Here is a 22,683-nt window from a genome sequence, read left to right as displayed (position 1 = left end):
CCTTCCTTGCGGGAAGGATCGCTCCTATGAACGGGAGCGACGGTCTGCTTGAGGCGCTGCGAGAGCTACGGCGCCATCTCGGCCTCGACCTGTTCCCGCTCGCGACCGGTGACGTCGGGAGCGACCGCCGGGCGCTGCGCGAGCTGACCGGCCAGCTCGACGACTACCTGATCCCGCGCCTGAGCGCGATCGACGCCCCGCTGCTGGCCGTCGTCGGCGGCTCCACCGGAGCGGGCAAGTCGACCCTGGTGAACTCCCTCGTCGGCGCCGACGTCTCCGAGCCCGGCGTCCTGCGGCCCACCACGCTGGCCCCCACCCTGGTCACCAGCCCCGCCGACCGCGACTGGTTCACCGCCCAGCACGTCCTGCCCGGCCTTCCCCGCGTCACGGGAGAGGGCCGCGGCGAGCCGGGCACGCTCCGGGTGGTCACCGTCCCCGCGCTCCCGCCCGGCCTGGCCCTGCTCGACGCGCCGGACATCGACTCGGTCGTCACCGCCAACCGCGAGCTGGCCGCCCAGCTCCTCGCCGCCGCCGACCTCTGGCTGTTCACCACCACCGCGGCCCGCTACGCCGACGAGGTGCCGTGGGGCTTCCTCCGCTCGGCCAGGGAGCGGAGCACGGCTCTGGCCGTCATCCTGTCGCGGGTCCCGCCGGAGGCCCTGGGCGTGGTGAAGAGGGACCTGACCCGGCTGCTGGAGGCCAACGGGCTGGGCGGGACACGCCTGTTCGAGGTGCCGGAGCTGGTGCTGCCCGAGGAGAACGCCCGGCTGCCGCGCTCGGCGATCGAGCCGGTCGCCGACTGGCTGACCGGCATCGCGGCCGACTCCCAGGCCCGTGCCGCCGTGGTGCGCCAGACCCTGTCCGGCGCGCTGGAGAGCCTCGCCGTCCGCGTCCCCGCCCTCGCCGACGCGGTGGACCGCCAGCACGCCGTGGCCGCCGAGCTGCGCACGATGACGGACGCCGCCTACGCCGGAGGGCTGGCCTCCTTCGACGAGGGCATGCTGGACGGGTCGCTGCTCCGGGGCGAGGTGCTGGCCCGCTGGCAGGACTTCATCGGCACCGGCGACCTGATGCGCTCCCTGGAGGACCGGGTGGGACGGTTCAGGGACCGCCTGGTCGCCCTGTTCACCGGCCGCCCCGCGCCCGAGAGCGAGCTGCGGGTCGCACTGGAGAGCGGGGTGGAGGCGCTGATCAGAGCCTCGGCCGACGGCGCCGCCGAACGCGTGCTGGAGTCGTGGTCGTCGCACCCCTCGGGCCGCGCCCTGCTCCAGGAGACCGGGGTCGCGGAGGCAGGCAGGCTCGGCAGGGCCTCGGCCGACCTGCCCGCGAAGGCGGAGGCGGCGGTGCGGGGCTGGCAGGGATACGTGCTCGGCCTGGTCCGCGAGGAGGGCGCCGACCGGCGGACCACCGCCCGGCTCACCTCCTACGGCGTGAACGGCGCGGGGCTGCTGCTGATGCTCGCGGTGTTCGCCTCCACCGGCGGCCTGACCGGCATCGAGCTCGGCATCGCCGGAGGCACCAGCGTGCTGAGCCAGAAGCTCCTGGAGGCCGTCTTCGGCGACCAGGCCGTCCGCACCCTCACCATCAAGGCCCGCACCGACCTGCGGGCCCGCGTCTCCGTCCTGCTGGGCGCGGAGGCCACCCGCTTCACCTCCCTCCTCGACGCCGTCCAGCCCCCCGAGGACGCCGCCCTCGCCCTCCGCGCCGCCGCGCGCGCCGTACGGGACCACCAGAAGGAGATCCCGGCGGCCGGCCGTCCGGCCGTGCCGCCGGCGGAGGAGCGGCCGGGGCGGCTTCCCGCCACGCCGGTCAGGCTCACGCTCCCGGCCGGCGCCGCGGACGCCGCGCCCGATCCGCTCGATCAGCCCACGGACGCCGTCCCCCGCGGGACCGACCGGGAGAGGGGGGAGAGGTGAAGCTGCTGAAGCGGCGCAGGAGCGCGGTCTCCCTGGACGGCCGGTTGGAGGGCCTGGCGGAGGCCGCCGACCTCGCCGAGGGGCGGCTGGACGCCGACGCGGTGGCCGGGGCGCGTTCCGTGGTCTCCCGCGCCGGGGTACGGCGGAGCCTGTCCATCGACCACACCGCGGTCGCGCTGGCCGGCGCCACCGGCAGCGGCAAGTCCTCGCTGTTCAACCTGCTGTCCGGCACCGCCCTCGCCACGGTGGGGGTCACCCGCCCGACCACCTCGACCGCCCAGGCCGCCCTCTGGAGGGGTGCGGGGTCCGGGCCGCTGCTCGACTGGCTGGACATCCCCCGCCGCCACGAGGTGTCGCCCGCCGGCGCCTGGTCCGGGCCGGAGGCACCGACCGGCCGGGGCGTGGCCGTCACCTCCGGCCCGGGAGCCCGGGTGGGCGACGACGCGGGCGGGCCGGAGGGGCGGGGAGAGCTCGTCGTCCCCGGCCTGGACGGCTGGGCGGAGGGCGACGCGGCCGGGCTGATCCTGCTCGACCTGCCCGATCACGACTCGATCGAGTCGGCGCACCGGCTGGAGGTGGACCGGCTCGTGGAGCTGGTCGACCTGCTGGTGTGGGTGCTCGACCCGCAGAAGTACGCCGACGCGGCCGTGCACGAGCGGTATCTCCGGCCGCTGGCCCGGCACCGGGACGTCATGGTCGTCGTCCTCAACCAGGTCGACCGGCTGACCCCGGCCGCCGCCGAGCGGTGCCTGAAGGATCTGCGGAGACTGCTCGACGAGGACGGGCTGGCCGGGGTGCCGCTGGTCGGCGTCTCGGCGCGCACCGGCGCGGGGCTCCCCGAGCTGGGTTCCCTGCTCGCCTCCCGGGTCGCCGACCGGCGATCCTGGGCGGCCCGCCTGGCCGCCGACGTCGGCACGGCCGCCGACGCGCTCGTCAGGGCGTCCGGCGCGGTGGCGGCGGCGCCGGAGGTGTCCGTGGACGGGCTCGCCGGGCCGCTGACCGACGCGCTGTCGGAGGCGGCCGGGGTGCCGACCGTCGTCGAGGCCGTGGCCAAGGCCCACCGGCACCGGTCGGTCGCCGCCACCGGCTGGCCGCTGACCCGGTGGATGCGCAGGTTCCGGCCCGACCCGCTCCGCCGGCTCCGCCTGGGCACCCCGGCGGAGCGGAGTCCCGGCGGACCCGTGGGCCGGACCTCGATCCCCGTCACGACCGTCGTGCAGCGCTCCCGGATGGACACCGCGATCCGTGAGGCCGCCGGGGCCGCCTCGGCGGGACTGCCCGCGCCGTGGGCGGCGGCCGTACGGCAGGCGGCCCGCTCGCACGGCGACGAGCTGGAGGACGGCCTCGACCGGGCCGTGGCCGCGACCTCGCTCGGTCCGGCCAGGCGGCCCGTGTGGTGGCGGGTGGCCGGGCTGGCGCAGTGGGCGGTGTTCGCCGCCATGCTGGCGGGCGCGCTGTGGCTGATCGGCCTGCTCGGGATGGACTACCTCCGGCTGCCGCAGCCGTACCTGCCGACCGCCGGAGAGCTTCCCTGGCCGACCCTGCTGCTGGCCGGCGGCATCCTGCTCGGGGTGCTGATCGCGCTGCTCTCCCGGGTGGTCGCCTGGCTGGGCGGCCGGCGGAGGGCGCGCGGGGCGGCCAGGGCGCTGCGCGCGAGCATCGGCCAGGTCGCCCGCGAGCTGGTGCTGGAGCCCGTGGCCGGGGAGCTGTCCCGCTACCGCCGGTTCACCGAGGCGATCACGGTGGCCCGGGACGGCGACGGCGGCTGAGCCCCGCCGGGCCGGGTCCCACCGGCGAGCGGCGGACCCGGGGGGCACGGGGCTAACGGAAGCGGACCGGCATGTGCTTGACGCCGTTGATGAAGTCGGAGCGCATGCGGCGGACCGGGCCGGCGAGCTCGGCCGACGGGAAGCGGCGGAGCAGCTCCCGGATCATGCACCTGATCTCCAGGCGGGCCAGTCCCGCGCCCAGGCAGTAGTGGGGCCCGCCGCCGCCGAAGGTCACGTGGTCGTTGGGGGTGCGGCGGATGTCGAAGGTCAGGGGGTCGGCGAAGACGTCCTCGTCGTGGTTGGCCGACATGTAGAACGTGACCACCTTCTCGCCCTCGGCGATGCTCTGGCCGCGGATCTCGGTGTCCCGCGTCGCCGTACGGCGGAAGTTGTGGATCGACGATCCCCAGCGCAGGAACTCCTCGGTCGCCGAGCGCCACAGGACCTCGTCGTCCAGGTTGGCGGCCAGGTCGCGGTAGGTGTCCGGGCGTTCGATCAGCGCGAGCATGGCGTGGGAGATCAGGTTGCGGGTGGTCTCGTTCCCCGCCACGCAGAGCACCACGAAGAACGCGTCGATCTCGTCGCGGCTGAGCCGGTCACCGTCGATCTCGGCCTGGACGAGCGCGGTGATGATGTCGTCGCGGGGAGCCTTGCGCCGCTCCTCGACCAGCCCGTCGCAGTAGCCGAAGATCTCCGCGGCGGCGATCTCGCCGTCCTCGGGGGTGGTACGGAAGTCGGGGTCCTGGAAGCCCACCATGCGGTTGGACCACTCGAAGATCAGATGATGGTCCCGCTCGGGGACGCCGAGCATCTCGCAGATCATCTGCAGCGGGATGTGCTCGGCGACGTCCGTGACGAACTCGACCTCGCCGCCCTTCTCGGCGACCCGGTCGGCGATCCGCTCGCAGCGGGCCTGGACGGTCGCGGCCAGCTTGGCGATCATCCGCGGCGTGAACCCGGCGCTGACCAGCCTGCGGTAGCGGGTCTGCTTGGGCGGGTCCATGTTGAGCAGCATCAGGCTCGCGACGTCGATGAACTCCTGCGTCTGGGTGCGGATGAACGCGGTGCCGATCTCGGTGGACCAGGTGTGCGGGTCACGGCTGACCGCCTTCACGTCGTCATATCTCGTGACGGCCCAGAACCCGGTGTCGCCGGGCACCTCGTGCCAGTGGACGGGCGCCTCGCGGCGCAGGTAGGCGAACTGCCGGTGCGGGACTTCCCGCTCCCAGGTCTCCTCAAGCAGGTTGATCTGCATCTCGTGGGCTCCCTTTCGGCGCGTGTTCGGGGAGTGCGTCGCGGTACGGCCCGGCAGCCCGGTCCGCTGGGACGGGTCCCACGGAACGTGCTCCCCGGGCCGGGTCCGCGGGGGACCCGGCCCTACAGGCCGAGCAGGTCGCGCAGGCTCTCGACGACGGCCTGCGACTCGACCGCGGGGGGATCCAGCCGGTGCTGGATCGCGCAGCCGATGAGCACACCCAGCACCGCGACCGCGGTGTGCTCGGGTGATCTTCGGAGGGACACCCCCGCCAGCTCGGCCCAGTCGGTCAGGCCGTCTGCCAGCAGGGAGCGGATGCCGGCGTACCGCCTGGCGAGGGGGCCGCCGATGTGGGGATCGCGCGCGCCGTGCAGCCACAGCTCCATCTCCAGCAGGAGCCATGACGCACCGCGATTCCCGTCGGTGATCGCTTCGTACACCGCGGCCAGCCGGTCGTCGAGTTCGGTCATCTCCCCGAACCCGGCGAGCAGGTCGGTCGCGGCCTGGTCCTTCCACACCTCCAGCAGGGCCAGCAGCAGGCCCTCCTTGCCGCCGAAGTGGTTGTAGAGGGCACCGGTCGTGCGGTCCGCGGCGGCGCTGACGGCCTCGGCGGACACCGCGTGGAACCCTTTCCTGGCGAACAGGTCGGAGGCGGCGTCGATCAGCCGGGCCCGGGTGTCGGCCCTGCGCTGATCCTGCGTTCTCGTCACTTCCACCTTCAGGAAATATCAGGATTCCTATATATGTCCGTCTCCTGATATTTCCTGGCATGGGATTTCCCGTCAAGAGCTCCTGATGAGACGATCGCCTTCGCCCGGCCGGGGCTGTACGGCGCCGCCGGGAACTGACGGAGCCGTGTGGTGCCGTCGAGAAGTCAACAAGGAGAATCGTGAACCGCAGGACCCTCGATATCGCCGTCCCCCTGGTCTTCGCCGCCGCCATGGCGGTGGCCGTCATGGTCGTCGGAGCCGGCGGGACGGCCGTCCGGGTGGTGGCCGTGGTGGGTGGCATGGGGATCGCGCTGTACTACGCCGCGCTCCGCAAGAACATCAGCCAGTAGCGCGCCCGAAGGGCCGGGCCGCTGGACGCTGTGGATCCTGCCCCTGGGGGAGGATCCACACTGGCTCCATGATGAGCATCGGCGAATTCGCGGAGCTGACCGGGCTGAGCCTGAAGGCCCTGCGCCTCTATGACGAGCAGGACCTGCTGAAGCCGGCCTCGGTCGACCCGTGGTCGCGGCACCGCCGCTACAGCGCGGCCCAGTTCGAGCCGGCGATCCGGCTGAAGGTGCTGCGCGCCGCCGGTGTGCCGCTGGCCGACGCCCCCCGGCTCCTGGCGGACCCGCCCGCCGCCGGGACGCTCGCCGAGCACCGCGCCCGGATGGTCGCGGAGCGGGAGCGCCAGGACGCCGCGCTCGAAACCCTCGACCGGTTGCTGAGCGGCGAGGACCGCCACGAATGGCAGGTGGAGGAGCGTCTGGCCACGCGGCAGCACTGGGCGGGCGTCGTGTGGCCGGTGCCGGGCGACGACGATCCCGCCGCGGAGGTGGACGGTGCGGACGAGCGGGTCAATGAGGCGTTCGCCGCGCTGTGGCGGGCACTGGCGGAGGCCGGCGACACGCCGACCGGGCCGTTCTGGTCGACGCTCCGGGGCGCGTCCGGCAGCGACACCGCGATCGAGCTGGTGTGCTGCTGGCCGATCGCCCGTCCGCTGCCCGCCGGATGGTCGGTGCCGGGATGGACGGTCGAGACCGGCACCGTCGAGGCCGCGCCCGAACTGGTGGTGCGCTGGCGGTTCGAGGACCCGGTGACGGTCGTCGACGGTGTCACGCATCCCGCCGTGCTCGCGCTGCTCGCCGCGGCGGAGGAGCGCGGGCTGGGCGTGGACCTGTCCCGCCTCCGCCAGATCGGGCTGCTGGAGGAGGGGGAGAGCGTGGGGATGGAGGTCGCGATAACGGTGAGCCGATGATCCCGGCGGGTCAGCCGCCCCGGGTGTGGATGATTCCGGCGGGTCAGCCGCCCTGGGTGTAGATGGTCTTCCACCGCGAGCACCATCCGGTCGGCCGGGAGGAGTTGCCCCGGCAGGCCTTCGCCTTGATCTGCAGGACCCCGCCGACGTTCTTGCGGAATGATCCCGATCCCGGGACGCAGTTGTAGTAGGACGCCGTGCGCCAGCGCCCGTTCTGCGCGCTCAGGTAGCGCACGTGGACCCATGAGCAGCCCGACCCCCGGGTGTCCTCCAGCGTGCCGTACACGACGAAACCCGACTGGCCGGCGGCGACCTTGCCACGGGCCTCGGCGTGACCGTCGCCGGAGTAGATCGGGCCCCACCTCCAGACGGAGGGGTCGGCGGCGGCCGAGGCCGGGGTCGAGCCGCCGAGGGTGAGCGCCGCGGCAGCGGTCAGGCCGAGCAGGACGCGGAGACCGGTACGCATGGGGAGAGGCTCCAGACACATAAGCGTTTTCATGACATGTCGATAGATATGCCTCCGCACTTGCAGGCCACTTGGAGATCAACGGCCTACCGGTTCCGGAGCAGTTCAGCGGTGCGATCGGGACCGGACGAGGATGCGCGCCGCCGGTGTCGGGCGCCGCGGTGAACGCGTAGGCGGGCGGGGGGGTGGTGCGATCAGGAGAATCCGCCCTCATAATGTAACAGCGCTGTTGTATCTACGCCGAGAAAGGGACCACGACATGACCGCGAGTTACCCGCCGATCGAGCCGTACGACCACGGAATGCTCGACACCGGCGACGGCAACCTCGTCTACTGGGAGGTCTGCGGCAACCCGGACGGCAAACCCGCCCTCGTCGTCCACGGCGGGCCGGGAGGGGGATGCAGGGCCAGCCACCGCAGCTCCTTCGATCCGGAGCGCTACCGGATCGTCCTGTTCGACCAGCGCAACTGCGGCCGGAGCACGCCGCACGCGAGCGACCCCGCCGCCGACATGAGCCTCAACACCACCGAGCACCTGCTCACCGACATGGAGCGGCTCCGAGAGCACCTCGGCATCAACCGCTGGCTGCTCCACGGCGGCTCCTGGGGGTCCACGCTGATCCTCGCCTACGCCGAGCGCCATCCGGAGCGGGTGACGGAGATCGTCATCCCCGCGGTCACCATGACCCGGCGATCGGAGATCGACTGGCTCTACCGGGGCGTCGGGCGGTTCTTCCCCGAGGAGTGGGAGCGGTTCCGGGACGGCGTCCCCGAGGCGGACCGCGACGGCGACATCGTCGCGGCCTACGCGCGTCTCATGGAGCACCCCGACGCGGAGGTGCGGGAGAAGGCCGCGATCGACTGGGTCACGTGGGAGGACGTGGTGGTCTCCATGGAGCCGAACGGCAAGCCGAACCCCTACAGCGACCGTCCCTCGGCCGACCTGCTGGCGTTAGTCCGGATCTGCGCGCACTACTTCGCGCACGGCGCGTGGCTGGAGGAGGGCATCCTGCTGCGCGAGGCGGGCCGCCTGGCCGGGATCCCCGGTGTCCTGATCCACGGCCGCCTCGATCTGAGCGGCCCGGCCGACACCGCCTGGGAGCTCGCCCGCGCCTGGCCCGGCGCCGAGCTGATCATCGTCGACGACTCGGGACACACGGGCAGCGACACGATGCGCACGCAGGTCCTCGGCGCGATCGACCGGTTCGCCGACCGATGAGCCGAGCTCGGTAACCCGTCAGCGGAGGTCTCCCGGGCGCGGGAGCGGTCGCGCACCGGCGTGACGCGCCGGGCGGGCCGGTCCCGGCCGCCGGGGCCGTCGTCGCCCGGGGGGCCGCCCTCCTCGCGGCGATGGCGAGGCCGGTGGGAGTGGTCGCGTCCCGCCGGGCCCACGCGGTCCGTCTCCGGCGCCGATCATGCGTCAGGGAGCCGCAGGGGCTACGGTCGTCGACGTGAACGCGCATCCCGCCCCCGAACGCCTCGCCTTCGCCGACGCCGACGCGCGTCTGGACGGAGCCCTCTCCGCCTGTTTCCAGGGTGACTACGACACGGCTCGATCCTCGTCGGAGAGTTCCTCGATCGGCTCCGCTCCGGGTTGCCCGTCCTGAACCTGGGACCGAGCACGTCCGGCGAGCCGGGTGCCGGCGCCTGAAGGACGCGCCGGACACGTGGCCACGGCGTACGCCGCACCGCCGACCGGGCCCTGCTCGACCGGCTGCGGCGCGCGCCGCCTTCGGCATCGGGGGTGAGGAACCGGCGGGCAGCCGTTATCGATAAGAACGATCTTGTGCCGGCCTCGTCGCGGTCGAACCCGCGGGGCACGGCCCGGCACAGCGGCGCAGGTTTGATCACGGCGCGATGCCCGGCGGCGGGCGTCGGCCAGGGCGGGGCGAGCCGGTGTGCTCCTTGGATCTGTTCTGAAGTCCACTCGTGTGGACGGATGGTGGACTGGGGTCCTGTTGGTGCCCGGCGTATCCGGGCTGCTCGGGCGGACAGGGCCGAGACGATTCGGTGTCAGTCGTCGATGACCTGGTAGAGCGTGGTCCAGAAGTCGAGGATGGCCCGCGTCGAGTCCGGGTTGGTCGTCCCGACCTGGGTGAGCAGGATTCCGATGAGCTGCTTGTCCGGGTCGCCGTAGGTCGTGGTGCCGGCTCCGCCGTCCCAGCCGAACTGGCCGATGGAGGCGTAGTCGGCGCGGTAAGTGCGCACCGCCATCCCGAAACCCCAGCCGCCGTGCTGCCCCTGGCCGAACGACACATGGACATACTTCTTGGCCAGCGCGGTTCGCAGGGCCGTCTCCTCGGGCGTCATGCGGTTGGTGGTCATCATCTCCACAGCGGGCCGCGACAGGATCCGCTGGCTGCCGTGCATCCCGCCGTTCAGCAGCATCCGGAAGTAGGCGTGGTAGTCATCGACGGTGGAGACCAGCCCACCGCCGCCGGACTGGAACGCCGGAGGCCGGCTGACCCGTCCGCCTGCCGCCTCGTCCCACACGGTGAGCTTCCCAGTCTTCGGGTCGGGGGCGTAGAGGGGCGGCAGCCGGTCGATCTTGCCGGCGGGCACGTGGAAGCCGGTGTCCTTCATACCCAGCGGATCGAAGATGCGTTCGCGCAGAAACGTCTCGAACGGCTGCTTCGTGACCCTGGCGACCAGCACGCCGAGGACATCGTGGCTGATGTTGTACTGCCAGTGCTCCCCGGGCTGGTAAATCAGCGGAAGCGTGCCCAGGCGGCGCATCCACTCATCCGGCTCCAGGGTCGGGACCCCTTCCTGGGGGTAGAGCCCCCGCTCGAAAATAGCGGCCGTGATCGGAAAGCTCAGCACCGTCGGATCGATGCCTAGCCCGAACGTGGCGGTCATCAGGTCCCGCACGGTGATCGGCCGCTGCGCCGGCACGGTGTCGTTCAGCGGGCTGTCGGGCTTCCTCAGTACCTGCCGGTTGGCGAGTTCGGGCAGCCACTGGTCTACCGGGTCGTCCAGCCGCAGCTTGCACTCATCGATCAGGACCATCGCCGCCGCCATCGCGACCGGTTTGGTCGTGGAGGCCATCCGGAAGATCGTCTCCCTGCGCATCGGCGCGCCGCCTTCAGCGCGCATCGTCCCCATCACTTCGACGTGCGTCTGTCCGCCCTGGCTGACCAGCGCGACGAGCCCGGGAATCTTCTTGGACTCGACATGCCGCGCCAGCACCTCGCGCACTCTGCGCATTCCTGCTCTGGAGAAGGAGGTCCCTTTAGAGCTCGGGGCCTTGGGGATCGGGCCAGAGGCCGTCGAGACAGCGGCGGTCGAGACAGCGGTGCTCGCCTCGGCGCTTCCCGACGTGGCCGCGAGAGCACCGGCCGCCAGCGGGACGGCGCCCAACGCTCCGAGGAGCGAGCGGCGAGAAGGTTTGTGGTCAGGCGAAGGATGCGGCGAGTCCATGGGGCCGCTGTTGCTCTTACCCATCATGCATCTCCTTGCGCAGGTGGTCGATCTGCTGAGTCCCGCCCCGGTGCGTCGCTCATGGCTTCGATGAGCGACGCATGGGGGTGGGGTGAGCTCGGCGTGCTCAGGCCTGGTTCGCGCTCTGCCGGACAAGCGGTAGCTGCGCGGGCCGGTATGCCATCAGGCGGCGTCGAGGGCTGCGGTGATCTTGCGGGTCATGTCGGCCAGGGCGGGGCTGGGCTGACCCTGGTGAGTGCAGGCGGCTGCTTCGATGGCGACGATGACGGTGCGGCGGAAGGTGTCGGCCTCTGCCGGATCCTGCTGCTTGAGCAGGCCCATGGCCGCCGTCAGGGCCGGCAGCACCTGGTCGGCGGGTGCGGCTGCGGACTTGCTGTTCAGGCCCTTTGGCGTCTTGGCGAGCACGTGCCCGACCAGGTCGGCTCGCATGCCGCGGCCACGATTCCGTTCACCGTACTGCACGGTGCCCCGGACGTGATCGCCGCGGGCGAGCGACCACAGGGGGCGGCGGGCGGCCGTACGCGGCATCGCCCGTCACCGGCTCGCGGTCACACGTCCCAGGTGACCGGGAGGCTCTTGACCCCGTAGATGTCCGCGGTCTCCGGGCGCAGGGCGACCTCTCCGGCCGGTACGGCCAGGCGCAGCGTGGGGAAGCGGTTGACCAGGGCGGGGAGCGCGACCCGCAGCTCGACGCGGGCCAGCTGCTGGCCCAGGCACTGGTGGATGCCGTGGCTGAAGGCCAGGTGACCGCCGTCCTGCCTGCGCAGGTCGAGCACGTGGGGGTCGGCGAAGCGCTCGGGGTCGCGGTTGGCGGTGGCGTACGACAGGATGACCGTCGTACCGGCCTTGATGGTCTGGCCGCCCACCTCGACGTCCTCCAGCGCCGTCCTCATGGACGTCTTGGCGACGGTCAGATACCGCAGCAGCTCCTCCACGGCCCGGTCGGCGAGCGCGGGCTCGGCGCGCAGCGCGGCCAGCTGCTCCGGGTTCTGCAGCAGCGCGAAGGTGCCCAGCGCCAGCATGTTCGCGGTGGTGTCGAACCCGGCCGACAGCAGGATCAGGGCGATCCCCTGCAGCTCCTCATCGGTCAGGTCGCTGTCGAGCAGGTCGCTGAGCACGTCGTCGGTGGGGTTGGCGCGCTTGGCGGCCACCAGCTCCGCGAGGTACTGCTGGGTCGCGGTGTAGGCCGCGATCAGTTCCTCGTCGCCGACCTCCCCGCCGAGGAACTTGTCGATGTTCTCCTGGAAGAAGCCACGGTCCTCGTACGGCACGCCCAGCAGCTCACAGATGATGATGGAGGGGATGGGCTTGGCGAACGCGGGCACCAGGTCCGCCGACGGCCCGGCCTTCTCCATCGCGTCCAGGTGCTCGGCGGTGACCTGCTCGACGCGCTCGGTGAGCAGCCGCATCCGCCGGACGGTGAACTTGCCCACCAGCGGTTTGCGGTAGCGGCTGTGCTGTGGCTCGTCCATGAGGAGGAACTCGCCGGGCGGAGCCGGAGGGACCTCGATCTCGCCCAGGTCGACCAGCGGGTGGTGGCGCATGAGCTCCCTGCGTGAGCTGAACCGCGGGTCGGCCAGGACCGACCGGACCAGGTCGTAGCCGGTGATCAGCCAGCCCTGGTGTCCGTCGGGGAAGGGGAAGCGGCTGATCGGGCTGTGCTCACGGGCCTGGATCAGCTCCTTGGGCGGGTCGAAGGGGCAGCCGGGCTGACGCGCGGTCGGCATCGCCGTGATGGTGTGTTCCATGGTCGTTCCTCTCATCGGACTGGGATGAAGTCGCGGTAGTACGTGTTCGGTGCGGCTCGAAAGCCACGTTGCACTCAGAACTCTTCAACCGTCTCAAGCGACGGCACGCAATCGCGATGCGCGCCGACAGGCTCGCATGCGACCACCTCGCCGCGATCGGCCTCTCCGCCACGCTGATCCGGATCAGGACGGAGTCGATCGACCCGGCCTAGGCGATCCTGCGGCGGTAGGTGTTCATGGCGAAGATGTAGGCGACGATGAGGAGGCCGACACACCAGGCGAGGGCGATCCAGATGTCGGTGCCGACCGGCTGCTGGGCGAACAGGTCGCGGATGGCGTTGACGATGGAGGTCACCGGCTGGTGCTCGGCGAAGGCGCGCACCGGGCCGGGCATGGTGTCGGTGGGCACGAATGCCGAGCTGAGGAACGGCAGGAAGATGAGCGGGTAGGAGAACGCGCTCGCGCCGTCGACGGTCTTCGCGGTGAGACCGGGGATGACGGCGATCCACGTCAGCGCCAGGGTGAACAGGATCAGGATGCCGGCGACCGCGAGCCACCCCAGCACTCCCGCCCCCGAGCGGAAGCCCATGAGCAGGGCGACGAGCACGACGACCACGAGCGAGATCAGATTGGCGATCAGCGAGGTCAGCACGTGCGCCCACAGCACGGACGAGCGCGCGGTCGGCATGGACTGGAATCGCTCGAAGATGCCGCTCTGCATGTCGGTGAAGAGCCGGAACGCGGTGTAGGCGATGCCCGAGGCAACCGTGATGAGCAGGATGCCGGGCAGCAGGTAGTTCACATACGAATCCGACCCTGTTTTGATCGCGCCGCCGAACACGTAGACGAACATCAGCATCATGGCGACCGGCATGATCGCAGTCGTGACGATGGTGTCCATGCTGCGCGTGATGTGGCGCAGGGACCGTCCCAGCAGGATGGCGGTGTCACCGAGGAAATGCTTGCTCATCGTTGTTCCTTACGCGTCTGTGCCGACAGTGCGGTCATCGCCGGCGTGCCGTCCTTGCCGTCGGCGCCGACGAGGGTGAGGAAGACGTCCTCGAGGGTCGGCTGCTTCTCGACGTATTCGACCTTGGCGGGCGGCAGCAGCTGCTTGAGCTCGGCCAGGGTGCCGTTCACGATGATCCGGCCCTCGTGCAGGATCGCGATCCGGTCGGCGAGCTGCTCGGCCTCGTCCAGATACTGCGTGGTGAGCAGCACCGTCGTACCCCGGTCGGCGAGTTCCCTGACGGTCTGCCACACCTCGATGCGCGCCTGGGGGTCGAGCCCGGTCGTCGGCTCGTCGAGGAAGATGACCGGCGGATTGCCGACGAGGCTCATCGCGATGTCGAGGCGGCGGCGCATGCCACCCGAATACGTCGACGCCTTCCGCGCGCCCGCGTCGGTCAGCGAGAAACGGTCGAGCAGATCATCGGCGATCTTGCCGGGATCCTTGAGGTGCCGCAGCCGGGCGACCAGCACGAGGTTCTCCCGCCCGCTGAGGATCTCGTCGACGGCCGCGAACTGTCCGGTGAGGCTGATGGACTCCCGCACGTCCGCAGCCTGCGTGGCGACGTCGAAGCCGTTGACGCTGGCCGTGCCCGCGTCGGCCTTGAGCAGCGTGGACAGGATTTTCACGGCCGTGGTCTTGCCCGCCCCGTTGGAGCCGAGCAGGGCGAAGATGCTGCCCCGCGCCACGTCGAAGTCCACGCCGCGCAGCACCCGCAGCTCCTTGTACGACTTCTCCAGGCCCTGCACGCGGATCGCAGGCCCCTGGACCTGATTGGCTGTCATCCGGATATCCGTTCTCTGTCTGGTCACTGCTTGTCACCCGTGGCGCGATCGATGGCGTTGCTCAGCCGCTCCCGCTCCCGGCCGATCCAGTGACCAGCCGGGTAGTTGCGGAGAAACGTCTCGGCGAACTCCACCGGGTCCTCCCCGACGACTTCGCGGATCGGGATTCCGTCCGCCGCGCTCTGCTCGAACAGATCGGCGAGATCCTCCAGCATCGTCAGCAGGCTGTCCGCGTCCCCCGGCGCGAAGTACTGCATGTACCGCTGCAGCGCTTCGATCGCCGTGTGGTAGTTCGCGGGAAGCTGCTCCGTACGCGCCTTGAACTGCCGGTAGCGCTTCTTGTCCTCGATCGGCCCGGTGACCATCTCCAGGTACTGCCGGTAGCGGCTCTTCGGCTCATTCGACTCTGCGGCCATGTCTAACTGCCTCCTTGGCGGAGCTGTTCGAGCCGTTCTGCGAGGAAGCTCCAGGTCCTCCAGAACTCTTCGAGATACTCGCGTCCCTGAGCGTTCAGGGAATACACCTTGCGCGGTGGCCCCTTGTCGGACGGGACCTTCTCCACGTCGACGAGGCCGCGCTGCTCGATCCTGACGAGCAGCGCGTAGATGGTGCCTTCGGCGATGTCGGAGAAGCCCTGATCCCGCAGCCACGCCGTGATCTCGTAGCCGTAGGCGGGCCGGCCGGACAGGATCGCCAGGACGATGCCCTCCAGCGTTCCCTTGAGCATCTCCGTCACCTGCTTGCCCATGGAGCACCCCCCCTTTCAGCTATTCAGTGTTATTGACTACTGGTACACGGTAACACTGACTACCGGTATATAGCAACACTTATTAGCTGAGATGCGAGCCGGGACCGCACGCGTGTGAATGCGGTGACCTGATCACTGCTCGTGAGCGAGCCCGCCGCCACCTCCTCGGGGGAAGACGGGCCGCGTCGGCCCGCCGGAGATCTCGATCGCCGGCTCCGCCGCCGCGGACGCGGCGGGATCACCGGCGACCACGAGCGCGGCCGCGAGCGCCGCAATCGCTGAACAGCCATGGCGTCCACCATCGCCGACCGCTCTGATACCGGGCCGTCGCCGTGCTGACGCGGCCGCTGACACGACACCGCGTCTCGCTGGTCGGGCAAACGTGCTGGATATCCGGCGGATGCCACGGCGACCCCCTACGACAACGCGGGCATCCAGATTCCGCCCGGCGATGCCGCCGACGGACCCGCCGCCAGGTTCGAACGCGTCAACGCCGGCAATCCGCGTCGTGATCGCCAAGGAGGGCTCGCCCGCGCCGAGGCCGGAGCCGGCCGGCCCGGCAACCGGCTCGGGACGTCGCCGCGGTTCGGCACAATGACTGATGTGCGAGTCGAATTGCTTGGACCATTCGAAGTCCGGAACCGCGATGGGGCCGTGGTGGAGGTCCCTGGGATTCGGCTGCGCGCGCTGCTGGCCGCACTCGCTCTCGAACCTGGCCGGAGCGTCACGCGTGCGAGGCTGGTGGACTGGATCTGGGGGCAACGGCCGCCCGCGGACGAAGTGAATGCCTTGCAGGCGTTGGTGTCCAGGCTGCGCAGGGTGTTGCCGGACGGTGTCATCGAGGCGGATTCCGGCGGGTATCGGCTGGCCGTGGCCCCTGATGCCGTGGACGTGTGCCGGTTCGAGCACCTGATCGGTCAGGCCCGTGCCGCCGAGCCCGCGGCGCGGGCGGATCTGCTCCGCTCGGCCTTGGCATTGTGGCGTGGTACGGCCATGGCGGACATCGCGCTGCGAGACAGCGATGCGTTCGGCGCTGCGGTCGCGCGTCTGGACGAACTCTACGTCGCCGCGCTCGGGGATCGGGTGGATGCGGACATCCGCCTCGGCCGTGGCTCGGAGCTGGTCTCGGAGCTGACCGAGCTGGTTGCCACGTATCCGCTGCGGGAGGGGTTCGTGGCGGCCTTGATGCGAGCGCTCGCCGAGGCGGGGCGTGGGACCGAGGCGTTGACCCTGTACCAGCGGACGCGCGAGCGGCTCGCTGAGGAGTTGGGCGCCGATCCATCGGCCGAGCTCTCCGCGCTGCACACCGCGCTGCTCCGGGGCGAGCTGGGAGAGCGTGCGGAGAACCGCAGGACGAACCTGCGGGCCGAGCTGACGAGTTTCGTCGGCAAGGACGACGACATCTCCGCGGTCGCCGGTCTGGCCATCAAGCACCGGCTGGTCACCTTGACGGGGGCGGGTGGCTCCGGCAAGACAAGGCTGGCCACGGAGACCGCGCGGACGATGCTCGCCGAGCTGCCGGATGGGGCGTGGCTGATCGAACTGGCCTCGGTGCGGGCGGGCGGTGAGCTGGCGCAGGCCGTCCTTACCGCGATCGGCCTGCGTGACCAGGCGCTGCTCGGTGGCGCGCGGGGCGGGGAACCGATGGACCGGCTCATCACCGCGGTCCGGGAGCGCGCGATCTTGCTGATCCTGGACAACTGCGAGCACATGATCGAGGCGGCCGCGGCTTTCGCGGATCGGCTTCTGGGAGAGTGCCGGAGGCTGCGGATTCTGGCCACGAGCAGGGAACCGCTCGGTATCACCGGGGAGGTGCTGTGGCAGGTCGAGCCGCTCGCGCTGCCCGCGAAGGGAGCGGACGCCTCCGAGTCCGGGTCCTCGCCCGCGGTGCGGCTGCTGCGGGACCGCGCGGATCTGGTGCGCAAGGACATCGGCTCCGACGTGCACACCTTGTCGGCCATGGCGCGGATCTGCCGGGCGCTCGACGGGATGCCGCTGGCGATCGAACTGGCCGCGGCGCGGCTGCGCACCATGTCCATCGATCAGCTGGCCCGTCGGCTCGATGACCGGTTCCGTCTGTTGACCGGCGGCAGCCGTACGGCGCTTCCCCGGCACAAGACGCTGCGCGCGGTCGTGGACTGGAGCTGGGATCTGTTGACCGAGGCCGAACGCGGTGTGCTGCGGCGGCTCTCGGTGTTCTCCGGCGGGGCGAGCCTGGAAGCGGCCGAACAGGTGTGCGGGGACGAGGCGTTCGCCGGGGAGCAGGTGCTCGACCTGCTGACCGCGTTGATCGAGAAGTCGCTGCTGCTCGCCGACGGCGAGGGCACGCCGCGCTACCGGATGCTCAACACCATCAGGGAATACGCGGCGCACCGGCTCGCCGAAGCCGGGGAAACCGAGTCGGCGCACCGGGCGCACCTTGCCTACGTCACCGAGTTGGCCGAGACGGCCGAGCCGCACCTGCGCCGGGCCGAGCAGCTGGAATGGCTGTCCACGCTCGAGGCCGAGCACGACAACATCGGCGCGGCCCTGCGCGGGGCGATCGCCGAGGGATGGGCCCAGGAGGCGATGCGGCTGGTCACGGCCGTGGGCTGGTACTGGTTCCTCAGCGGGCACAGGGCCGAGGGCACCGAATTGAGCATCGCGGCGGCCTCGCTGCACGGTGAGGTGCCCGACGAGGTGCGGGCGATGGCGTACACCCTCGTGACAGTGTTCGTGACCTCCGGGCCCGGCCGCGACCAGTATCAGGCGCGGAAGTGGATCCACGAGGCGCACCGGTTCACCCAGCGCAGCGGGTATCGCAACCCGCTGCTCGGGTTCGTCGCGCCGCTGGAGCGGATGCTGCGGGAGCCGACGGAGTTCCTGTCCGCGTTCGAGCCGCTCATCGCCGACGACGATCCATGGGTGCGCGCGCAGGCCAGGCTCACTCGTGGCCGATTGCGGCTCACGGTCGGCGGCGACGAGACTGACGTGGACGGCGACATCGAGACCGCCCTTGCCGAGTTCCGCACGCTGGGTGACCGGTGGGGGATCTCGTTGGCGCTGACCTACCTGGCCGATCGGCTCGCCATGCGCGGCGAGTTCGCACGTGCGTGTGAGCACTACGAAGAGGCGGTCGCGGCGCTGACCGAGGTAGGCGGGACCGAGGACGTGGTCGGCCTGCGGGCGCGGCAGGCTCAGCTGTACTGGCTGCTCGGCGATGAGCGCTCCAGCACGTCCGCCATGGCCGAAGCACAGCGGTACGCGGGCGGGATCGCCTGGCCGGACACGCTTGCCGACCTGGCGCTTTCGAAGGCACAGCTGGCGCGCTGGCGCGGCGAGCCGGACAAGGCACACCAGCACCTGGCCGCGGCGCGGACAACGCAGGCCGACGCGGAGCCGAACGACTCCTTCCGCGCCAGGACCATGGACCTGTACGGCTACCTCGCCGAGGATCTCGAGCAGGCCCGCGCGCATCGGAGCGAGGCGTTCCGTGCGGCTGTGGAGACGACGTATCCGCCGCTGATCGCCGAGGCGTTGATCGGGATCGCGGATCTCGCGCTGCGCCAGGGACAGCACGAGCAGGCCGCGCGACTGCTCGCGGCGAGCGACGGCGTACGCGGTACGCCGGATCGTTCGCTGCCGGACGTTTCCAGGATCGCCGCGGACACGCGCGATCACCTCGGTGAAACCGTGTTCGCCGAGGCGACCCGTGCCGGTCAGCGGCGGGATTGGCGTGAGCTGGCCGAGATCACGCTCGCTCCGTGAACGACCGGCGCGCCCACAGGTAGCCGATCATGGACGACTCCGTGCCGGAGGACTCCCTGTTCGTGGCCGGCTACTGGATGGACAGAAGTGGGAATCCTGCTCGTCCCCGCCCTCGCATTGGGCGGCGTCGCCGCCCGGTGCACCCTTCGGCCCCGCATCTGATACGGCCTGGCCGGGCGGGGCGGGCCGGGCGTGCCTGGAGGACGGGCGGGTGAGGGCTCAGGCCGAGGTGTGACGCAGTGCCGACGCGGCGTCCTGGAGGATGTCCAGCAGGGGGACGAGCAGGGGGTGACGCTCGGCGCCCCGCCGTACGGCGGCGAAGACGCGCCGCTCAGGGCCCGCGACGGGGCGGATCACCACGCCGGACAGGTCCGCCGCGCGTAGCGCCAGGCGCGGGACCATCGCCACGCCCGCTCCGGCGGCGGCCAGCGCGACCACCGCGCTGAAGTCGTCGGAGGAGTGCGCGAACTCGGGGGTGAACCCCGCGTGCTCGCAGGCCAGCGCGATCACGTCGTGGCAGGGGTTGCCCGGGTAGGGGCCGATCCACGTCTCACCCGCCAGATCCGCGACCGACAGGCCGGGGCCACTCCATGTCTCACCCGTCGGATCCGCGAGCGGCAGGCTGGGACTCCTCCATGTCTCATCCGTCGGATCCGCGAGCGGCAGGCCGGGACCGCCGGTCGCGGGAGTCCCGGGACGGCCCGGGGTGGGGAGGGTGTTCCGGGCGTCCGTGGCGGAGAAGGCGGTCGCGGAGTGGTCCGCGTCCGCCAGGGCTTGGCCCACGTCCGCCGGGATGCGGTCCGCCAGGGCGTGGCCCCGGGGGAGCACCACGTCGAACGGCTCGGAGTAGAGAGGGATGCGCGACAGGCGCCTGTCGTCCTCGGCGGGGGCGCCGCGATACTCCACCGCCACCGCCACGTCCACCACGCCGTCCAGGACCATGGTGAGGCTCTGGTCGCCCTCGGCGTCCAGGACCCGCACCTGGATGCCCGGCTCCTTGTCCCGGAGCGTGCCCACCGCCGGCGCCACGACCAGCCCGATCGCGGTCGCGAAGGAGGCCACCTTCACCTCGCCCGCCGTACCCGTCGTGTAGGCGGCGATGTCGGCCCCGGCCCGCTCCAGCTGGGCGAGCACCTCGTTGGCGTGGCCGAGCAGGATCCGGCCCACGGAGGTCAGCCGCACCCCCCGTCCGTCGCGCTCCAGCAGCCGGTGGCCCACCTCGTGCTCCAGGGCGACGAGCTGCTGGGAGACGGCGGAAGGGGTCAGGTGGAGCGCGGCGGCGGCGGCGGTGACCGTCCGGTGGTCGGCCACCGCGCGCAGGGTTCTGAGCCGCCGCGTGTCTATCACCTGTTCATTCTCGCCGAGGTCACCCGTGAACTCGCCGCGAGGCCGTCCGCGCGCCTCTCGCCGAGATCACCCGCGTGCCTCTCGCCGAGGTCGCCCGCCGGCCTCTCGTCGCGGTCACTTCCTGGCCGCGACGAAGGCGTCCACCGCCCGGTCGACATCCTCGGTGGAGTGGGCGGCCGAGAGCTGGACCCGGATCCGGGCCTTGCCGTGCGGGACCACGGGGTAGGAGAAGCCGATCACGTAGATGCCCTGTTCGAGCAGGCGCTCGGCCATCGCGGAGGCCTCGGCGGCGTCGCCGATCATCACCGGGGCGATGGGGTGGTCGCCGGGCAGGACGTCGAACCCGGCCTCGGTCATCCTGGTGCGGAAGCGCTGGGTGTTGGCGCGCAGCCGCTCGCGGGCCTCGCTGGAGCCGCTGATCAGGTCGAGGACGCGCAGGGAGGCGGCGGCGATCACCGGGGCGAGGGAGTTGGAGAACAGGTAGGGGCGGGAACGCTGGCGGAGCAGCTCGCAGATCTCCCTGCGGGCCGCCACGTAGCCGCCGCTGGCCCCGCCGAGCGCCTTGCCGAGCGTGCCGGTGATGATGTCGACCCGGTCCGTCACGCCGTGCAGCTCGGGAGTGCCCCGGCCGTTCGGGCCGACGAAGCCGACCGCGTGCGAGTCGTCCACCATGACCATGGCGTCGTAGCGTTCGGCCAGGTCGCAGATCTCGTCCAGCGGCGCGACGTAGCCGTCCATGGAGAAGACGCCGTCGGTGACGATCAGCCTGCGCCGGGCGTCGGCGGACTCCTTGAGCCGGGCCTCCAGCTCGGCCATGTCACGGTTGGCGTAGCGCAGGCGGCGGGCCTTGGACAGGCGGATGCCGTCGATGATGCTCGCGTGGTTGAGCGCGTCGGAGATCACCGCGTCGCGGTCGTCGAGCAGCGTCTCGAACACCCCGCCGTTGGCGTCGAAGCACGAGCTGTACAGGACGGTGTCCTCCTGGCCGAGGAAGTCCGACAGCCGAGTCTCCAGCTCCTTGTGCACCTCCTGGGTGCCGCAGATGAAGCGGACGGACGCCATGCCGAAGCCCCAGCGGTCCAGGGCCTCCTTGGCGGCGGCCACCACCTCGGGGTGGTCGGCCAGGCCCAGGTAGTTGTTGGCGCAGAAGTTCAGCACCTCGCCGCCGCCGGAGACGGCGATGCCGGCACGCTGCGGGGTGGTGATGACCCGCTCGGGCTTGAGCAGCCCGGCGGAGGCGATCTCGTCGAGAGTGGCGCGCAGGTCGTCGCGGACGTTGTCGAACATCAGGCGGTCCAATCCAGGATGATCTTGCCGGTCTTGCCGCTGGCGGCGGTGTCGAAGGCCGCGTCGAAGTCGCGGTAGGAGAAGCGGTCGGTGATGACGGGGGAGAGGTCGAGGCCCTTCTCCAGGAGAACGGACATGGCGTACCACGTCTCGTACATCTCCCTGCCGTAGATGCCCTTGAGTGTGATCATCGAGGTCACGATCGTCGCGAAGTCGACCGCGAACTCCTCGGCGGGCAGCCCGAGCATGGCGATCTTCCCGCCGTGCGTCATGTTGGCGATCATGTCGCGGAGTGCCTGCGGATGCCCGGACATCTCCAGGCCCACGTCGAAGCCCTCGTGCATGCCGAGCTCGTGCAGGCTGTCGGCGACCGACCGCTCGGCGACGTTCAGGGCCAGGCTGACGCCGAGCTTGCGGGCCAGCTCCAGCCGCTCGGGGCTGACGTCGGTGATGACCACGTTGCGGGCGCCCACGTGCGTGGCCACGGCGGCGGCCATCAGCCCGATCGGCCCGGCCCCGGTGATCAGCACGTCCTCACCGACCATCGGGAACGCCAGGGCGGTGTGCACGGCGTTGCCGAACGGGTCGAAGATCGCCGCGACGTCGGGGTCGACCGGCACCCGGTGCACCCAGACGTTGGAGGCCGGAAGCGTCACGTACTCGGCGAAGGCGCCGTCCCGGTTGACGCCGAGCCCGACCGTGTTGCGGCACAGGTGCCGCCGCCCGGCCATGCAGTTGCGGCACTTCCCGCAGACCAGGTGTCCCTCGCCGCTGACCAGGTCACCGGCCGCGATGTCCTCCACGCCGGGCGCCACCTCGACGACCTCGCCGCAGAACTCGTGGCCGACGATGAGCGGCGTCCGCAGCGTCTGCTGCGCCCACGCGTCGAAGTTGCGGATGTGCAGATCCGTCCCGCAGATCCCGGTCCGCAGCACCCTGATCAGCACCTCTCCGGGCCCGACGGCCGGCTCCGGCACCTCCGTCAGCCACAGGCCCGGCTCGGCCTTCTCCTTGACCAGCGCTTTCATCACAGATCTCCCCCTCAGCTCCGACCTTACGCACTGTGCCCGGCCGGCTCCGAAGGTGTCCATCGCGGTTTTCTTAACCCCGCCCACAGCGCTGCTTCACGCTCGGCGCGGACATGCGGCACAGGCGCTCCGAAGGGACGCCTGCCCGGATGTCCCGCCGGATCACCTG

At 71.2% G+C, this 22,683-nt stretch carries 20 protein-coding genes; 7 read left to right on the top strand and 13 right to left on the bottom strand.

Features of this window, described 5'->3' with window-relative positions; genetic code table 11:
* Positions 1-26: 26 nt before the first annotated feature.
* On the top strand, positions 27-1,916 hold the full coding sequence (locus SROS_RS42825; RefSeq protein ID WP_012895231.1) for a P-loop NTPase family protein: 1,890 nt from the start codon (positions 27-29) through the stop codon (positions 1,914-1,916).
* The gene (locus SROS_RS42820) at positions 1,913-3,685 is read left to right on the top strand and encodes a P-loop NTPase family protein (RefSeq protein ID WP_012895230.1); all 1,773 of its coding nucleotides are present in this window, start codon (positions 1,913-1,915) and stop codon (positions 3,683-3,685) included. Before SROS_RS42825 ends, SROS_RS42820 begins: the two co-directional genes overlap by 4 nt.
* Positions 3,686-3,737: 52 nt before the next feature.
* Here SROS_RS42820 and SROS_RS42815 read toward each other — a convergent pair whose 3' ends face one another.
* Positions 3,738-4,940 (bottom strand): cytochrome P450, encoded by a 1,203-nt coding sequence (locus tag SROS_RS42815; RefSeq protein ID WP_012895229.1) that lies wholly within the window; start codon positions 4,938-4,940, stop codon positions 3,738-3,740.
* Positions 4,941-5,062: 122 nt separating this feature from the next.
* Complete coding sequence (locus tag SROS_RS42810; protein WP_012895228.1) at positions 5,063-5,650, bottom strand: TetR/AcrR family transcriptional regulator; 588 nt, start codon at positions 5,648-5,650, stop codon at positions 5,063-5,065.
* A 179-nt stretch (positions 5,651-5,829) separates the two neighbouring features.
* Here SROS_RS42810 and SROS_RS51530 point away from each other — a divergent pair, with 179 nt between their 5' ends.
* Both SROS_RS51530 and SROS_RS42805 read left to right on the top strand, forming a co-directional pair.
* Positions 5,830-6,000, top strand: a complete 171-nt coding sequence (locus SROS_RS51530) for a hypothetical protein (protein WP_012895227.1) — start codon at positions 5,830-5,832, stop codon at positions 5,998-6,000.
* A 68-nt stretch (positions 6,001-6,068) separates the two neighbouring features.
* Positions 6,069-6,908: a MerR family DNA-binding transcriptional regulator gene (locus tag SROS_RS42805; protein WP_012895226.1), complete on the top strand. Its 840-nt coding sequence runs from the start codon at positions 6,069-6,071 to the stop codon at positions 6,906-6,908.
* 43 nt (positions 6,909-6,951) lie between these two features.
* Here the strand turns inward: SROS_RS42805 and SROS_RS42800 are convergent, their stop codons facing one another.
* A complete protein-coding gene (locus tag SROS_RS42800; protein ID WP_012895225.1) occupies positions 6,952-7,374 on the bottom strand; it encodes a hypothetical protein in 423 nt (140 codons plus the stop codon).
* Positions 7,375-7,633: 259 nt separating this feature from the next.
* Here SROS_RS42800 and pip point away from each other — a divergent pair, with 259 nt between their 5' ends.
* Positions 7,634-8,593, top strand: coding sequence for a prolyl aminopeptidase (gene pip, locus SROS_RS42795; protein WP_012895224.1), 960 nt, complete (start codon positions 7,634-7,636; stop codon positions 8,591-8,593).
* Positions 8,594-8,825: 232 nt separating this feature from the next.
* Positions 8,826-8,981, top strand: coding sequence for a hypothetical protein (locus tag SROS_RS51525; RefSeq protein WP_169369503.1), 156 nt, complete (start codon positions 8,826-8,828; stop codon positions 8,979-8,981).
* 406 nt (positions 8,982-9,387) lie between these two features.
* On the opposite strand, the gene SROS_RS42790 is transcribed toward SROS_RS51525, so the two are convergent.
* The 7 genes from SROS_RS42790 to SROS_RS42760 all read right to left on the bottom strand — a co-directional run bounded on the left by SROS_RS42790 (position 9,388) and on the right by SROS_RS42760 (position 15,105).
* A complete protein-coding gene (locus SROS_RS42790) occupies positions 9,388-10,581 on the bottom strand; it encodes a serine hydrolase domain-containing protein (RefSeq protein ID WP_043654130.1) in 1,194 nt (397 codons plus the stop codon).
* A 396-nt stretch (positions 10,582-10,977) separates the two neighbouring features.
* The gene (locus SROS_RS42785; protein ID WP_012895222.1) at positions 10,978-11,343 is read right to left on the bottom strand and encodes a hypothetical protein; all 366 of its coding nucleotides are present in this window, start codon (positions 11,341-11,343) and stop codon (positions 10,978-10,980) included.
* Between the two features lie 20 nt (positions 11,344-11,363).
* Positions 11,364-12,563, bottom strand: a complete 1,200-nt coding sequence (locus SROS_RS42780; protein WP_012895221.1) for a cytochrome P450 — start codon at positions 12,561-12,563, stop codon at positions 11,364-11,366.
* A gap of 208 nt (positions 12,564-12,771) precedes the next feature.
* Positions 12,772-13,533 carry an ABC transporter permease gene (locus tag SROS_RS42775; RefSeq protein ID WP_012895219.1) on the bottom strand — a complete coding sequence of 254 codons (762 nt, stop codon included), beginning with the start codon at positions 13,531-13,533 and terminating at the stop codon, positions 12,772-12,774.
* On the bottom strand, positions 13,530-14,357 hold the full coding sequence (locus SROS_RS42770; protein ID WP_012895218.1) for an ABC transporter ATP-binding protein: 828 nt from the start codon (positions 14,355-14,357) through the stop codon (positions 13,530-13,532). The genes SROS_RS42775 and SROS_RS42770 overlap by 4 nt, the downstream gene beginning before the upstream one ends.
* Positions 14,358-14,380: 23 nt before the next feature.
* A complete protein-coding gene (locus SROS_RS42765; protein WP_012895217.1) occupies positions 14,381-14,773 on the bottom strand; it encodes a DUF1048 domain-containing protein in 393 nt (130 codons plus the stop codon).
* 2 nt (positions 14,774-14,775) lie between these two features.
* Positions 14,776-15,105: a PadR family transcriptional regulator gene (locus SROS_RS42760; RefSeq protein WP_012895216.1), complete on the bottom strand. Its 330-nt coding sequence runs from the start codon at positions 15,103-15,105 to the stop codon at positions 14,776-14,778.
* 594 nt (positions 15,106-15,699) lie between these two features.
* Between SROS_RS42760 and SROS_RS42755 the strand changes: the two genes are divergently transcribed.
* Positions 15,700-18,852, top strand: a complete 3,153-nt coding sequence (locus SROS_RS42755) for an AfsR/SARP family transcriptional regulator (protein WP_012895215.1) — start codon at positions 15,700-15,702, stop codon at positions 18,850-18,852.
* 219 nt (positions 18,853-19,071) lie between these two features.
* Here the strand turns inward: SROS_RS42755 and SROS_RS53610 are convergent, their stop codons facing one another.
* From SROS_RS53610 to tdh, 3 genes are all read right to left on the bottom strand, one after another.
* A complete protein-coding gene (locus SROS_RS53610; protein ID WP_012895214.1) occupies positions 19,072-20,199 on the bottom strand; it encodes a LysR family transcriptional regulator in 1,128 nt (375 codons plus the stop codon).
* Between the two features lie 114 nt (positions 20,200-20,313).
* Positions 20,314-21,486 carry a glycine C-acetyltransferase gene (locus tag SROS_RS42745; RefSeq protein ID WP_012895213.1) on the bottom strand — a complete coding sequence of 391 codons (1,173 nt, stop codon included), beginning with the start codon at positions 21,484-21,486 and terminating at the stop codon, positions 20,314-20,316.
* Positions 21,486-22,514, bottom strand: coding sequence for an L-threonine 3-dehydrogenase (gene tdh, locus SROS_RS42740; protein WP_012895212.1), 1,029 nt, complete (start codon positions 22,512-22,514; stop codon positions 21,486-21,488). The genes SROS_RS42745 and tdh overlap by 1 nt, the downstream gene beginning before the upstream one ends.
* Positions 22,515-22,683 lie beyond the last annotated feature (169 nt).

This window comes from Streptosporangium roseum DSM 43021 (genome assembly GCF_000024865.1).
Classification (GTDB): Bacteria; Actinomycetota; Actinomycetes; order Streptosporangiales; family Streptosporangiaceae; genus Streptosporangium; species Streptosporangium roseum.
Note: the sequence above shows the minus strand (reverse complement) of the source record. Positions and strands in the feature narration are given on the sequence as shown.